This window comes from Clostridium saccharobutylicum DSM 13864 (genome assembly GCF_000473995.1).
Classification (GTDB): Bacteria; Bacillota; Clostridia; order Clostridiales; family Clostridiaceae; genus Clostridium; species Clostridium saccharobutylicum.
On sequence record NC_022571.1, the window covers coordinates 2,430,030 to 2,445,044 of the forward strand.

Annotated in this window: 11 protein-coding genes; 8 read left to right on the forward strand and 3 right to left on the reverse strand. The window is 27.9% G+C overall.

What is annotated here, in order from left to right; translation table 11 throughout:
- Nucleotides 1-294: 294 nt before the first annotated feature.
- Nucleotides 295-2,346 (forward strand): HD domain-containing phosphohydrolase, encoded by a 2,052-nt coding sequence (locus CLSA_RS10390; protein ID WP_022746281.1) that lies wholly within the window; start codon nucleotides 295-297, stop codon nucleotides 2,344-2,346.
- A gap of 367 nt (nucleotides 2,347-2,713) precedes the next feature.
- Here CLSA_RS10390 and CLSA_RS10395 read toward each other — a convergent pair whose 3' ends face one another.
- Nucleotides 2,714-3,319 (reverse strand): metal-dependent hydrolase, encoded by a 606-nt coding sequence (locus tag CLSA_RS10395; RefSeq protein ID WP_022746282.1) that lies wholly within the window; start codon nucleotides 3,317-3,319, stop codon nucleotides 2,714-2,716.
- A 267-nt stretch (nucleotides 3,320-3,586) separates the two neighbouring features.
- Between CLSA_RS10395 and CLSA_RS23945 the strand changes: the two genes are divergently transcribed.
- Complete coding sequence (locus tag CLSA_RS23945; protein ID WP_022746283.1) at nucleotides 3,587-4,711, forward strand: putative cell wall binding repeat protein; 1,125 nt, start codon at nucleotides 3,587-3,589, stop codon at nucleotides 4,709-4,711.
- A 240-nt stretch (nucleotides 4,712-4,951) separates the two neighbouring features.
- Here CLSA_RS23945 and CLSA_RS10410 read toward each other — a convergent pair whose 3' ends face one another.
- On the reverse strand, nucleotides 4,952-5,539 hold the full coding sequence (locus tag CLSA_RS10410) for a YARHG domain-containing protein (RefSeq protein WP_022746284.1): 588 nt from the start codon (nucleotides 5,537-5,539) through the stop codon (nucleotides 4,952-4,954).
- A gap of 257 nt (nucleotides 5,540-5,796) precedes the next feature.
- Here CLSA_RS10410 and CLSA_RS10415 point away from each other — a divergent pair, with 257 nt between their 5' ends.
- The 3 genes from CLSA_RS10415 (at nucleotide 5,797) to CLSA_RS10425 (ending at nucleotide 9,334) form a co-directional block, all read left to right on the forward strand.
- Entirely contained in the window at nucleotides 5,797-6,435 is a 639-nt protein-coding gene (locus CLSA_RS10415) for an ankyrin repeat domain-containing protein (protein WP_022746285.1), read from the forward strand.
- Nucleotides 6,436-6,843: 408 nt separating this feature from the next.
- Nucleotides 6,844-8,133, forward strand: a complete 1,290-nt coding sequence (locus CLSA_RS10420) for a lactate racemase domain-containing protein (RefSeq protein WP_022746286.1) — start codon at nucleotides 6,844-6,846, stop codon at nucleotides 8,131-8,133.
- 577 nt (nucleotides 8,134-8,710) lie between these two features.
- Entirely contained in the window at nucleotides 8,711-9,334 is a 624-nt protein-coding gene (locus CLSA_RS10425; protein WP_022746287.1) for a GyrI-like domain-containing protein, read from the forward strand.
- A 189-nt stretch (nucleotides 9,335-9,523) separates the two neighbouring features.
- On the opposite strand, the gene CLSA_RS10430 is transcribed toward CLSA_RS10425, so the two are convergent.
- A protein-coding gene (locus CLSA_RS10430; protein ID WP_418235954.1) for an IS3 family transposase occupies nucleotides 9,524-10,845 on the reverse strand; the annotation gives its coding sequence in 2 pieces (ribosomal slippage) (nucleotides 9,524-10,464 and nucleotides 10,464-10,845; 1,323 coding nt in all).
- 267 nt (nucleotides 10,846-11,112) lie between these two features.
- Between CLSA_RS10430 and CLSA_RS10440 the strand changes: the two genes are divergently transcribed.
- From CLSA_RS10440 to CLSA_RS10450, 3 genes are all read left to right on the forward strand, one after another.
- Nucleotides 11,113-11,868, forward strand: coding sequence for a DnaJ domain-containing protein (locus CLSA_RS10440; RefSeq protein ID WP_022746288.1), 756 nt, complete (start codon nucleotides 11,113-11,115; stop codon nucleotides 11,866-11,868).
- Nucleotides 11,869-12,072: 204 nt separating this feature from the next.
- A complete protein-coding gene (locus tag CLSA_RS10445; RefSeq protein WP_022746289.1) occupies nucleotides 12,073-13,704 on the forward strand; it encodes a tetratricopeptide repeat protein in 1,632 nt (543 codons plus the stop codon).
- Nucleotides 13,705-14,353: 649 nt separating this feature from the next.
- Nucleotides 14,354-14,881, forward strand: a complete 528-nt coding sequence (locus CLSA_RS10450) for a PadR family transcriptional regulator (RefSeq protein WP_041716230.1) — start codon at nucleotides 14,354-14,356, stop codon at nucleotides 14,879-14,881.
- Nucleotides 14,882-15,015: the final 134 nt, after the last annotated feature.

Sequence of the window (15,015 nt, forward strand, 5' to 3'; positions counted from 1 at the left end):
AATAAAAGTCGAAAAATAAGAGTTTATAAGGTAAACTCTTATTTTTTGTGATAAAATGTATTTATAATATATATTGTTAGCCGAGATTCAAATAAAACACTGCAAACAATATATTACTCATTTCTAGTATAGTGATACATTAAAACTTACAACTAATAGATATTAATTGTAAGTTTAAATCAAATTCTTAAATCGGATATCTATATTGTCTTATGTTATTATAATGAATTATTTTGAGAGAAAGGAAAATTATAATGAATTAACCAGATGTTCATTATACAATTAGGGGATTATATGAATAAAGAAATAATAAGTGGGCTTGTATATAATGCATCATTGCTATTATCCATAAGTCTTATTTATATATTATTCTTTTTAAAATATGATAAAAAGAATATATGGAGAAAAATTATTGCAGGTGTTGCAATTGGATTTATTGGAATTCTGTTAATGGAGAATAGGATTCAACTTGTTCAAGGAATTATTTTTGATACAAGATCAGTTCTTGTTAGCGTAACAGCAATGTTTTTTGGATTTATACCAGCCTTTGTTGCAGCTGTAATTATAATAATATGGAGAATAATCATAGGTGGAAGTGGTACTATAATGGGGGTTATTGTTACACTAGCAACTTTTGGAATAGGACTTACGTGGAATAAAATTCGTTTTAAAGAGATACTCTCCCAAAAAAGTAATGTATTTATTGAATTCCATTTAGTTAGTTTTATTTCTCATTTGGCAATGCTTATGTGTACATTAGCATTACCAAAGAACATGATTTTAATTGTGCTTAAACAAATTGCTCCATCAATTTTATTAATATATCCAATAGTATCCCTGATACTTTCTTTAGTACTTTTAGATGCATATAAAAAGAATCAAACAAGGTTAGAGCTAGAAGAAAGTGAGGTAAAATATAAGAAACTTTACTACGAATATCAAAATCAGCTAACATTACTTAAAACTCTTATAAATTCTGTTCCTGATTTGATTTTTTATAAGGATGTAAATGGTGCATTTGTAGGATGCAATAGTGCTTTTGAAAAATTAGCAGGAAAAAAAGAAAAAGATATAATAGGCTTTAATGATTTCAACCTATTTGATAAAGAAATGGCAACACTTTTCACAGATATTGATAAACAGACACTTATACAAAATAAGTCCATAATAAATGATGAAATAGTAACTTATCCTGATGGTACAAAAGTATTTTTGGAAACTCTTAAAACCTCATATTCAAATTCTGATGGCACCGCTTTGGGCGTTATTGGTATAAGTAGAGACATAACTGAACGTAAAAAAAGAGAGGAAGAAAATCTTTATCTTACTTATCATGATGTTTTAACTGGATTATATAATAGGAGATTTTTTGAAGAACAAATAGAAATTCTTAATACGAAGCAGCAGATGCCTCTTTCTGTAATTGTAGGAGATATCAATGGACTTAAGCTTATTAATGATACTTTGGGACATAATGAAGGGGATAAGCTTCTTACTGAAGCAGCTAAAATACTTAAAAATTGTTGTGAAGAAGAAAGTGTTGTATGTCGAACAGGAGGAGATGAATTTTATATTTTACTTCCTAAAACCAATAATCAAGGTGCTAAACTAATTGTTGATAGAATAATAAAGAAATGCAAGGAATATAGTGATGAAAAAGATAAAGAAACATATTATATAAGCATTGCTTTGGGACAGTCAACTAAAATTAAAATTGAAGAACCTTTTGAAAAAGTATTTAAGAATGCAGAAGAACTTATGTATAGAATTAAACTTCTTGAACATAAAAGTATACATAGCTCAATAATTTCCTCAATAAAAACAACGATGTTCGAAAAAAGTAATGAGACAGAGGAACATGCAGAAAGAATTGCTAAGCTGTCAAGGAAACTTGGAGAGAATATTGGACTGAATAATGAGGAATTAAATGATCTTGAATTAGTAGCAATGCTTCATGATATTGGAAAAATTAGTGTTGATGGAAGTATTTTAAAAAAGATTAGCCAACTTACTGAAGATGAATGGTATGAGATAAGAAAACATCCGGAAGTAGGATACCGTATAACTAATGCATCCCAGGAGCTTATGCATATATCAGAATATATTCTCTGTCATCATGAACGGTGGGATGGGAAGGGATATCCTCAAGGTTTATCAGGAACCAATATCCCTCTTTTATCACGTATATTAGCAATCGTTGATTCATATGATGCAATGACTCAGGATAGGGGATATAAAAAGGCAATATCAAAGGATGATGCCATTTTGGAACTTTTAAAAAATGCAGGAACTCAATTTGATCCAGATATAGTAAAAATATTTGTGGATGAATTAGAGCATGAATAATAAGCGGAGATAATAATAGGTTTTATAATTTTAGAACTAATTATAATTTAATTAATATAGGGAAAAAATTTGTTGGTGAAATAAAAATAAAATATGATTTTAGGCAGTGAATTTGTGAAGGAAATTTACTGGCTTTTTCTAATAATATTTTAAGTTAAAGCGTATATAAATTTTAGTACTGTACATAATAATTACTGAAAGAGGTGATTCTCATGGGAATAGATTTTAACAATAATATTTTAGGTTTACTCCGAAAATAGTTTTAAAGTCACCATAAGCACACTTATTTCAAAAGAAGAAGGGTGTATCGAGATTACATATATAATCTTGACACACCCTTTTTTGAATTATATTAAAATTTTCTTTTTTACCATAATGAGCTAATGCAAGATGCATACGCTAAAACAATTATTCCTACAGAGCCAATAAATAATAGCTTGTCTACTATTCCATCTGCACTACAAAAACTTAAAGCTATGCCTTTTTTTAATGGATATAGTATTTTGATTTCTTTTTTATTTAACATATCAGCTAATATATGAGCTATATACCCAATGGCAAACCATTTATATAATTCTCCTGTCATTATATATATTGGAATAGCAAATAATATAAATCCAATTATGCTATGGGTGAAGCTTCTATGTGGAGATTTTAAACCTAAAACTATTAAAATTAACAATATACATAAAGCAGGAATAATTTTAGAAAATTCCGTATTTTGAGTTATGTAATTAAAAATATTAATGTTAAACTTTTCTTTTACTACTAATCCTAAAATTAAAAGAATTATTGTACATCCAAATAAATTTTTAAAAAAAGTAGCTCCTTTCGATTTAGGAGTGTCTATGTCTACTATTAACGAACCAACAACTGATAGAGCTGTTCCTCCCAAGATGATCTTTATATCATTAGATGGAAGCATTAAAGTAGCTGCACATGCCCCAATTGCCATATGAGTTTTTCCAGTCATATTTATTCCTCCCAATATGTAAGTATATGTAGAATTAACTATAGTTCGTAAACGACGAACTTATTACATACACATGATACAGAATGCTTGTTCGCTTGTCAACAAAAAATCACTAAGACTTTGCTATAATAATTTAATAATATTTCTATGCAAAACTTTATCCGCCTATAGCTCCGTATGGTAATATTTGCATTAAAAATAATAATTTGACAAAAGTGACAAGTGACATACAATTATAGTATCTAAAAGTTTATGGGGGATATGATAATGATTAAGAAACATTTTAATAAAATTATAGCTTTAGGAATAGTTGCTACATCAGTATTAGCAATTAATCCAATAGGAGCAAGTGCTGAATGGAAACAGGATTCCAATGGATGGTGGAATACAGAAGGTAGTTCATATTCTATAGGTTGGAAGTTAATTGATGGAAAGTGGTATTATTTTGATAGTAGTGGTTACATGAAAACAGGATGGATACAGGATGGAGGTAAATGGTACTATTTATATGGTAGTGGTGCTATGGCTAAAAACACTGTTATTAATGGATATGAATTAGCTTATGATGGAGCATGGATTCAATCTGCACAAAAAAAATGTGAAAAAGTCACAATTAATGAGAATAGCAATTTTAATATTGATCAATTTATTAATACTATGAAAACAAAAGTAGATAATCTAGAAGTGAAAGCTGAGAAGCCCTTCAGTGATTTTTTACCTGATGCGACAAGAAAAATAGTAGATATTGATGGCGAGTATTTAAACGTATATATATATAGTAGCAACCAAGAAATGGAGAAAGCAGCATCAAGTATTTATAGTAATGGATATGAATATACATGTACCTCAGCTAATGCTGGAACAACATCTGTTGGAAATGGTTGGAATAAGTTTCATCACTTTTATAAGAAAGGAAATATAATTGTTCAGTATGGTGGTACAAAAGAAAATATTTTTTATGATTTAAATGATATTTTTGGAGAACAGTTTATAGGGTATATAAAAAACATTTCTATAAAAAAAGTTAATTCCGAATATAAAAAGATAAGCGATATAACTGGTATAAACCTTGATGATATTACAAAAATAGTATTTGGTGATGGAAGAGGATATAAACAAATAACAGTTGAAGATGAACAAAAAGTTAAAGAATTTATAAAATATCTTGATGGTTATGTTATTACGGAAGGAAAAAATCCTGAATCAACAGGATGGATACATTCTGCAGATTTCTATATCAATGAAACAGATGTAATGAGTGTAACCTTTGTTGATCCACTTATTATTAATAGAAATTATTACAATATTATACAAGGAGGGTTAGATGCTAAAAAGATTGAGGATTTTCTAAAATCAATTGACAATTCATATGATATAAGGGCTGGTTTATAACTAATTAACTCTTTTTTGCATTTCCATTATAATGTAATTAACTATAAACATTATTAATTATAAGCATTATTAATTAACATAGCCTAGAAGGAATTAATCGTTATGTTCTTATATTGAGTATTATAGGTGGACCAATCCACCTATAATTTTTTTAGACTATATTTCAACATCATAGCCTGATGAAAAATAGTCATGGTAGTTTTGGACCTGTTATTTATTTTCATGTGCCTAATTTCAAAATTAGTTCCATGTGATTCCTCTTCTATTTTCTTCTGCTCTTATGAGGTCAACATTATAAGTTTCTATTTTATTTAGAGTAACATTTTTAGTAATAGGGCGATACCAGCTTTGTGCATTAAAATATGTTCGAAATTGTTGTGAACTAAATATATAACCATGTCTAGCGAAAATTTCATTTCTAGCAATGCCTAATTCAAAATTATTTAAATTCGAAATTTGATTTTTACTCAAATAAGAACAATCACTATTATAAAATATAAAGCTTCCATGAGCTACATTTGTTGGTATAGGGTCTCTTATTACTATTACATCTTTTTTTTCAGAATTTGCATCGCTATTTATATTAACTGTTACATTTGGATTATTATCAGTATCTTGATTTTGTTTAGTTTCACCCTGAGTTGTTTTATCTTTATTTTCAGATGTTTCATTTGAAACATCTTGTTTATTGTCAGTGTTTTGATCTTGATTAGTTTCTTTTGGAGCTGATTTGTCGTCTGAATCAAAACTGATATTGATACCGCCGCAGCCTATAAGAGTAAAAGCTATTAAACTGCAAAGGATACAACTTATTATTGACTTCTTCATTAATAATCCTTATTAATTTTTCATTAACACTGTAGCTATAATATGCATTAGTATTACTTTTTGACTCAATTATTTTAAAATTTATTACAATACGCCTTGTTTTGTAGCACATTAATAACTAATACTTGATATTGAAATATCAATGGAATAGATGGTAAACTAAGACATAAGGCAAAATCAAGAAAAGAGTAGGTTAACATGTTTGGGTTATTATTTTTTGATTGTGCTTAATAGTGATTTATTTGGAGGTAATTATCATGAAAATTAGTGAAATTTTGTTTGGTCCAAAAACAAAATCTATTTCAAGAATAATAGAAAAGGGGAATTTAGATGAACTTAATAATTTCATAACAAATGGTGGAGACGTTAATAAAATATATGATGATAAGAGCCTGCTTCATTATGCGATAGATAATTGTGGAGAGAATTATTTTCAAGTTATAGAACTTTTAATAAATAATGGTGCTGATATAAACAGTACTCAAAGTTATTATAAAGAATTACCGTTACATAGAGCCTGCGCAAGAATAAGACCTCAAATGGATGTTATTAAATTATTATTAGAAAGAGGATCTAAAGTAAATATTGAAAATATAACAGGTAAAACACCTATTTTTAATTGTAACTTTAGTTTTTCGGTGGAGCTTTTGAATCTTCTTCTTAAGTATGGTGCAGATATCAAACACACTGACAAGTATGATAATACTATTTTACATGATGATTATATAATGTGTGGTGATCCATATGACTTTGAAGAATATTTAAAAGTCATTCTTTCTCTTGGCGTAGATATAAATTCAAAGAATAATGAAGGAAAAACACCATTGAATTTATGCAAGGATAGAAAGATTGAAAATATATTAATACAATATGGTGCAAAGACAATTATTAATTAAGGTGCATGAAAAAACTAACAAGTCAATTTGTTAGTTTATTTTCCATTTATGCTAATGAGGTAAATTCATCTAATGGCCCTAGGCCCTACTAAGAGGTGAATTTACTTTCTTGCTTTATGAAAAATATTCATGATAACCTTGGACTTGTTATTTATTTTTATATGATTAACACAAAAATCATGTTATAAGATACAATGTTTAAGATTTTTGACAACCCTCTGTTTTTTCACAGAGGGTTATTGGGGTTAAGATTCTGGAAATTAAATTGTCCAATAAAAGTGTTCATTTGGATATATTTGTTGACTATGGCTATAATTTGTATTATATTAAAAATAAGCAAAATTTTTTGATAAATTATCAATATATACATGAAAACGTTGATGATTTGATTGTTTAGGGGGGCTACAAATGAAAGAAATTAATATGAAATATGGGCAAGGTAAAATGACAGCTTTTATTGAAGAAAAGAATCTTCTTAAAATAATTGAAAGTAATGCTTTCAAGCAGGATAAAACAGAGGATGAAATTATATCAGAAGCATTGTATAATCCTATTGACAGCGAGAGACTTAAAGATATAGTGCATGAAGGGGAAACAGTTTGTATAGTAATTTCTGATATTACAAGAAGCTGGCAAAAGCCACATAAATTTTTATATAAAATTGTAGAGGAATTGAATGCAGGAGGAGTCAAAGATGAAGATATTATATTCCTATCGGCTCAGGGCACTCATAGAAAACAGACCAGGGAAGAACATGAAATACTTCTTGGTAAGCAGCTAGCAAAAAGGTTTGAAGTTTATGATCATGATTGTTTTGATGAAGAAGGTATGGAATATCTAGGTGAAACAACTTATGGAACACCTGTTATTGTAAACAAAAAAGCTATTGAATGTGATCATATAGTTATTACAGGAGCTATTATTTATCATTTTCTTGTAGGCTGGTCAGGAGGAAAAAAGTCAATACTTCCTGGTATTTCGTCCTTTAAATCCATATCACATAATCATTCACTTTCTTTAAATGAAGGACTTGGAAGTGGGACAAGAGATGTTGTATGTTCAGGAAATATTATAGAAAATCCTGTGCATGATGATATGATGCAGGCAGCTGCTATGGTAAAGCCTTCTTTCATGTTTAATGTAATAATGGGGCCAGATGGCAATATATCAGGTGCAGTTTCTGGAAATTATATAACAGCTCATGAAGCAGGAAGAAAATTAGTAGACAGTATTGATGGCGTTAATATAAAAAAGAAATCAGATATAGTGATTGCAAGTGCAGGAGGTGCGCCAAAAGATATAAATCTTTATCAATCCATAAAGACTTTAATAAATGCAAAAGAGGCAGTAGTAGATGGAGGATATATCATAGTCCTTGCTCAGTGTAGTGAAGGTATTGGAGAAATTAAAGATATTAAGGATATGATATTGAATTTTGACAATATGCTTGACAGGGAAAAAGATCTTAGAGAAAATTATACTATTTCAAAATATGTTGGATACTTTTTTTGTGAGACTGCGGAAAAATATAAATTAATTTTAGTTTCAGAAATTAATCCAGTTTTACTTAAAAATACAAAAATCATTTTGACTAAAACATTGGAAGATGCACTTAAAATTGCTTATGACGGTGAAAATAAAAACCTTACAGTCAACCTTATGCCTCATGGAGCTACTACACTTCCAAAACTAATTTAATTATAGATAAACAACTTGGAATTTAGACTTAGGATGTAATTTACCGAAAGAAGCTGTATTCTTTTTCTCGGTTGCTATATAATTGATCTGTGGATTTCTACCAGTAGAAGTTGTCACCATTTATGCATGTTCCTCAAACAAGTTAAGGACAAGCAAAAATAGAACAACTTCTACTGAAGAAATACCTAAAGCTCAATTATAAATGCAACACTCCCAAAAAGAATACAGCTTCTTTCTAGTATAGAATATATTTCAAAGTTTAAATCTAGTTCATGGTTTTGCATTTATTATAATCCAATTAGCTGATAAAAATTATTAAATTTAAATCATAAATGACTTTATAATTTATAGTATTTAACACAGAGAATGATACTATTAAGAGTAAAAACTTATTAGTACAATCTCATACTTGTTAATCTGGAACAAAACTAAAGAACTTTAGATTTAGATAACCAATTTATATATAATTATGCTAAAAATTTGAATGTTTATATAATCTTTATTGTAATATGACAACATGATGTCATATTAAGGGTGATATATTTTAATTATAAATTAAATAGAAAGTAGGAAAATTATGAAATTTGAATGGAGAAAGCAAGAAAAGAATTTATATTTACCGAAAGAAAAACCAGATTTAATAACAGTACCACAACAAAAATTTTTTATGCTAAGTGGAAAAGGAAATCCAAATGATGAAGAATTCTCTGAAAAAATAGGTGTTTTATATTCTTTAGCATATGCAGTTAGAATGATGCCCAAACAAGGGTATACACCAGATGGTTATTTTGAATATACGGTTTATCCACTTGAGGGAATATGGGATTTAACAGAAGAAGGAAAACAATCTAATATCTTAAATAAGGATGAATTGTTGTATAACATAATGATTAGACAGCCTGATTTTGTAACGCAAGAAGTGGTTAATAAAGCTTTTGAAAATGTTAGGAAGAAAAAAACACATCCTTTATTAGATGATGTGACTTTTGAAACTATGGAAGATGGACTATCTGTTCAAATGATGCACATTGGTTCATATGATGATGAACCACAAAGTTTTGAACAAATGAAAAAATTTATAAAAGAAAATAATCTTGAAATAACAACTCTAAAACATAGAGAAATTTATATTTCAGATGCACGAAAAACTGAAAAATCAAAATTAAAAACAGTTTTAAGATATATGGTTTCCCATAGATAATGAGTATAAAATTTAGTTATATATGCTTGTGAATATTCTTAATGTAAGAATAAATATAAATTATGTAAAGTGGCTCCATTTATATATACTATATTATCAGCACTATTCTTTAACATAGCCATATTTTAATATAAAATAACAATTTAATAGTGTAAAATGGTCCCTATGTCAAGGAAATTTTGAAAAAGGCTAGGCAGCTAAAAGCTGGTCCCGATATTGAACAGGAGCCAGCTTTTTAAGTCCCCATTGGTATCTGTAATTATTATAGTAATCCATATAATTATTAATTGTTGATTCTAATTCGTAAAATGTTGTACAAATTTTTAAGTCTATTTCATCTTTCATATGTCCAAAAAATGATTCCTGCGGGGCGTTGTCCCAACAGTTTCCGCGTCTAGACATGGATTGTCCAATTTTATATTTCTTAAGAAGTTTTTGAAATCTAGGACTAGTGTAATGAACGCCTTGATCTGAATGAATAAAAACATCTTTATCAAGTAATTTTTTATGATTCCTCATCAGCTTTTTAACAGTTTCAGTAGCTATATCTAATGTAAGACTTTCTGAAAGATGATACGAGAGAATTTCATTTGTAGAAGCATCTTTAATAGTAGATAAATAGGCTCTATTAGATGCTCCATATGTTAAATAAGTTATATCAGTTAATAATACCTTACCGACCAAACCTTGTTTGAATTCCCTGTTCAAAGTATTAGGTAGAACTGTATGTTCTTTAGTAGCTTTCATCATTCTACGATAAGGGTTTGCCTTTCTAATTGGACACACAATATTATATTTTCTCATAATTCTTTGTATACACTTTCGATTTATTACTCTATTAAATTCATGTTCTAAAACCATTTTTATAGAGCGTGATCCTTTCTTGTAGCCTCTATGATTAAATGCTTTAAGAATTATATGCTTTAATTCTAAATCCTTTTCATCTTTAGAATTACGCTTATTACTTGAATTTAAATAATTATAATATCCTGATCTAGAGACTTCAGCTATTTTGCATAAATGAGAAATTATATTTTTATAACTGTATTTTGAAATTATACTCTGTATGATCTTGAATATTGATGTTGAACTTAATTTATTATTTTTCACCTGCCTTTCTTGCAGCTCGATTTTTTTAATAGTTCTGCCTCCGCTTTCCAATAAGCAATTTCAGCATCTTTTTTAGCTATTATTTCATTCACGGTTAGTTCACGTTTTAGTGGACGACCACTATTTAATTTTCGAGAATCTCTCAATCCAAGCGCTCCTGATTCATTATAAATATTACGCCATCTTTTACTTGCGCACCAAATTCTATTATTTCCAATAACATCTGTATCAAATCCTGCATCCTGAAAAATATGAATAGGTAGTTTACCTTTGCTACGCTCAGCGATAAAAAGTATTTTAAATTCATCTGTATACGTGATTGCTTTATTTGTGACGTTTTTTATATATTTATTCTTTGATAACAATTCAATTTCTTTATTAGTAAATAGTTTTTTACTCATTAGTTCACATCCTGACTGAATTTATACTTGATTTTATTGTACAAAAAAAGAACCTATAAAAATAGTCTTTTTTAAGTGTCTATTTCATAGGTTCCATTTTAGTGTACCTAAGCAACCTTTTTTTATTTCAAAAATTGTTAAATAATTAATCTTTAAATTAAGCTTAATTTTCAGTATAATACTTTAAGAAGTAATAATGCAAAACCAACAGTGAGGGCACTGAAAAACTAAAGAGTATTACCTAATTTTTTAAAACGGAGAGAAGAAATGACAGATTATTATAAGTTATTAGGTGTAGAAGAAAATGCATCAAAAGAAGAAATAAGAGAAGCTTATGAAAAGCAAGTAGAGAAAATAAAAAAGGAAGTAGTTAATGAGAAAAGACTTAATCAGTTTTTGAAGATCTTTGATGAGGCTTATGAAGCTTTAAATAATTTAGAAGAAAATAAATTAAAAGATCAAAATCCAACATTAATTAGGAATCCACAAGAAGTTCAAAGAGAACTAGAGGATGATAACAGCAGTGACGATTATCTGAATACAAATAATTCTAAAAGAAAAAGAAGAAGTACTAACAGGAAAAAAGATGACTTCATCGAAAAAGGAAGTTCAAAGAACAAAGATAAGAAAAATAAATTAAATGATAAGAAAGAAGAAAAGGGCAGAAAACAAAAAGCAGTTGAAAAAAAGACTAAAAGCAATATTAACACAGTATTACAGCTTATTATGTTGCCAATTAAGATAATGTTATTACCAATAATAGCTATATTGTCAGTAATAATATTGATATTACAGATTATAAATATAATTTCATGGATAGTAACTAAAGTATTAATCGTTGGTTCTATATCTTTAGGGGCAATACATTTATATCAGGTTAAATTAGGCCAGCCTATGAATTATAATATATTGATTTTATCAGCTTCAGTGTTAGTAGCATCATTCTTTTTACCATACATATTAAAATTTGTGTTAAAGGTCTTAAAATCATTAAATGATATATTAAAAGGTATTGTTTTTTAGGATTATAAAGGTGTCGTAAATTACGATGCCTTTTAAATTTTTAAAAACATATTACTAATTCTATACATAATTCAATGCTAATAGTATAATCATTCTATTAAGGATATTTTTATTGAAATTGATATTTGGGCATATGAGAGAAAACAGGCTATTATAATGACTTGTTATTTTATTGAATATGTCTTATCTTAGGGAGGAATTATTTTGTCAGAAAAAAATAAAAAATATAATATTACTAAACTTTCTAATTTAAAAGTTAATGAGAGTTCAGGAGCTATAGTTGAGGCTGAAAAGCCATTATCTAAGTCAATGCTTTGGAAATTACAATCTGATTTCTTTGCAAATCAAGGACCGGAAGCATGGATTAAAGGTATTGTTCCTCAATATATAACAACAAATCCTTATATTGCAAATCAGTATGCTAAAACTGTTTTTGGATACGTACGAGATTATGTAGCAAGAGAGGATATAGATAAAAATACCGTTATTTATATAATGGAGCTTGCTGCTGGAGTAGGACGATTTACATATACTTTCCTAAAAAGATTTTTACATATGATTGAAAATTCTTCGCTAAAAGATATAAAATTTAAATACATAGTAACGGATTTTGCACAGAGAAATATTGAATATTGGCAAAATCATAGCTTTTTAAAACCATATTTTGAATCTGGAGTACTTGATTGTGCAACTTTTGATATAGCTAAAGATGATGAGATTAGACTTAGACATAGTGGGGAAGTTTTATGCAGCGGTAAACTGAAGAATCCTTTAATTTTATTTGCAAATTATACTTTTGATAGTCTTCCTCAAGATACTTTTTATGTTAACGAAGGAGAACTATTTGAAGGGGTAATTACGATAACTTCTCCAGAGGAAAAAGGCGATCCTAATGATAAATCAATTCTAGCAGGGTTGGATTATTATTATACAGATAAAAAAATTGATGGTAATGATTATTATGAAGATAAGAATTTTAATGATGTGTTGTTGCATTATAAAAATTCTTTAGAAGATACAGCGTTTTACATGCCTATAATTGGATTAAGATGTATTTCAAGATTAAGAAAGCTATTTAATGATGATGTAATTTTAATATCCGCGGATAAGGGATATAAAAATGAAGAAGCTATGTTTAAAAACTATCATCCATTCTTGTCTAAACATGGATGTATTTCTATGACAGTCAACTTCCATGCTATAGAGCTATATTTTAAAGAGCTTGGAGGAAAAGCAATACATAGTATATATGATCACGAAAATATAAATGTATCTTTATTTATGTTAAGTAAGGAGAATAATGATTTTATAGAAACTTCAATGGCTTATAACGAAGTTATTGAAACTATAGGACCAGATGACTTCTATAATATGAAAAAAGCAATTATGCCTTTAAGTCAGTCTTTAACAACAAAAGAACTTTTGACATTCCTACGATTTACAGTATGGGATTCAAGAACTTTACTAGAATTATATAATATATTGCTTGAAAGAATACAAAATGAAGAAAATTTCCCTAAAGAGGAACTAGTTGATGCAATCAATAGAGTTTGGGAATATTATTTCCCTATTGGAGAAGAGGGAGATTTAGGATATTATTTTGGATCAATATTAGGTTATCTTGGTCATGATAACGATGCTTTGAAATTCTTTGAAACTTCATTAGAATTTTATGGTGAGTGTCCAGAAACAAATTATGAAATTGCACTTTGCTATTATAATCTTGGCCAAATTGATAGAGCACTAGAGTATGCAGAGAAATCTTTAAGCTTAGATCCGGATTTTGAAGAAGGTAAAAACTTAAAATCCATGATTGAGGATATATCTTTATCTTAAAGAGGAGAAACACAATTAATAACGAGAAAAACGTGTTGAATTAAATGCAAAAGTATTGGAATACACAAAGTAAAATTTTGATTAATAGGTTATAGTTATTTAAATTTTAACTACGACATTTTTATAGTTGTTAAAAAATATTATTAAATTAGGCATATGAAAGAAAATATTTGATTACAAAAAAGATTTTTAATGTGTATATAAATTACAATGCTGCACATAATAATTACTGAAAGAGGTGGTTCTCATGGAAATCGATTTTAACAATAATATTTTAGGTTTACTCCGAAAATAGTTTTAAAGTCACCATAAGCGCACTTGTTTCAAAAGAAGAGGGTGTATCGAGATTATGCAGATAATCTTGACACGCCCTTTTTGGCATACAGTTGACATATCTATAAGAAGTGGCTACATATTGGAATTGATAACAATTATGTGGCTTTTTCTTGTTTCAGAAGTATAGAAATATTTGTATCTATTGCTTTAAGTATTAGTGAATTTGCTACAAGATTAATATATTTAAGTCTAAATGTATTCTAAAATTATAATTGTAATCTTCAATTTAAAATAATTTTACCAAATTTTATATTGACAAATATAGAATATACTACTATATTTTATAGTAGTATAATAAATGGTGGTGATTAAATTGTCTTCAATAAATTTAATAATACTTGGCTATTTGCATAACAAAGAAAAAAGTGCCTATGAAATGGTTAAAGAATTTGATATCTGGAATCTTACTAAATGGCTAAAAATTAGTAACCCGTCAATTTATAAAAATATAATTAAATTATGCGATAATGGATATTTAAATTCAAGAACTGTTAAAGAAGGTGAAATGCCAGAAAAAACACTATATTCACTGAATGAAAAAGGAAATTTATATTTTAATGAACTAATGGAGGAAAGTTCAAAACATATAGGAAATATTTATTTAGAGTTTAATGCATTTTTAGTTAATATAGAGAATTTGCCAGAAGAAAAAAGAAAAGAGTACCTTAAAAATTTCAAGGAAAAGGCAGAAGAACGTAGAGCTTTTGTGGACTCAGTTTATAGTAATGAAAAACAGCGCAATGAAAGATCTGGTTCTGAATTTCTTATATTAGATTTATATAACGAATTTTATAGTGTTTTGCAAAAATGGTCTGAAAAAGTTTTTGATTATTATAATTAATAAGTTGATGTCTCTAATAAGACATTATCAAAAAAATAACAAGTCAGTATGCTAGTCTATTTTGTGTCATACTGCGTTAGTAATATTAGCTAATATTACTTCTTTGTCTGGCACAAAATATACATCGCATCTTT

Bases quoted from the DNA above. Each gene is read 5' to 3' on its own strand.
- CLSA_RS10390 (WP_022746281.1), top strand. From the start codon at position 295: ATGAATAAAGAAATAATAAGTGGGCTTGTATATAATGCATCATTGCTA.
- CLSA_RS10395 (WP_022746282.1), bottom strand. From the start codon at position 3,319: ATGACTGGAAAAACTCATATGGCAATTGGGGCATGTGCAGCTACTTTA.
- CLSA_RS10410 (WP_022746284.1), bottom strand. From the start codon at position 5,539: ATGAAGAAGTCAATAATAAGTTGTATCCTTTGCAGTTTAATAGCTTTT.
- CLSA_RS10440 (WP_022746288.1), top strand. From the start codon at position 11,113: ATGACAGATTATTATAAGTTATTAGGTGTAGAAGAAAATGCATCAAAA.
- CLSA_RS10420 (WP_022746286.1), top strand. From the start codon at position 6,844: ATGAAAGAAATTAATATGAAATATGGGCAAGGTAAAATGACAGCTTTT.
- CLSA_RS10425 (WP_022746287.1), top strand. From the start codon at position 8,711: ATGAAATTTGAATGGAGAAAGCAAGAAAAGAATTTATATTTACCGAAA.
- CLSA_RS10415 (WP_022746285.1), top strand. From the start codon at position 5,797: ATGAAAATTAGTGAAATTTTGTTTGGTCCAAAAACAAAATCTATTTCA.
- CLSA_RS23945 (WP_022746283.1), top strand. From the start codon at position 3,587: ATGATTAAGAAACATTTTAATAAAATTATAGCTTTAGGAATAGTTGCT.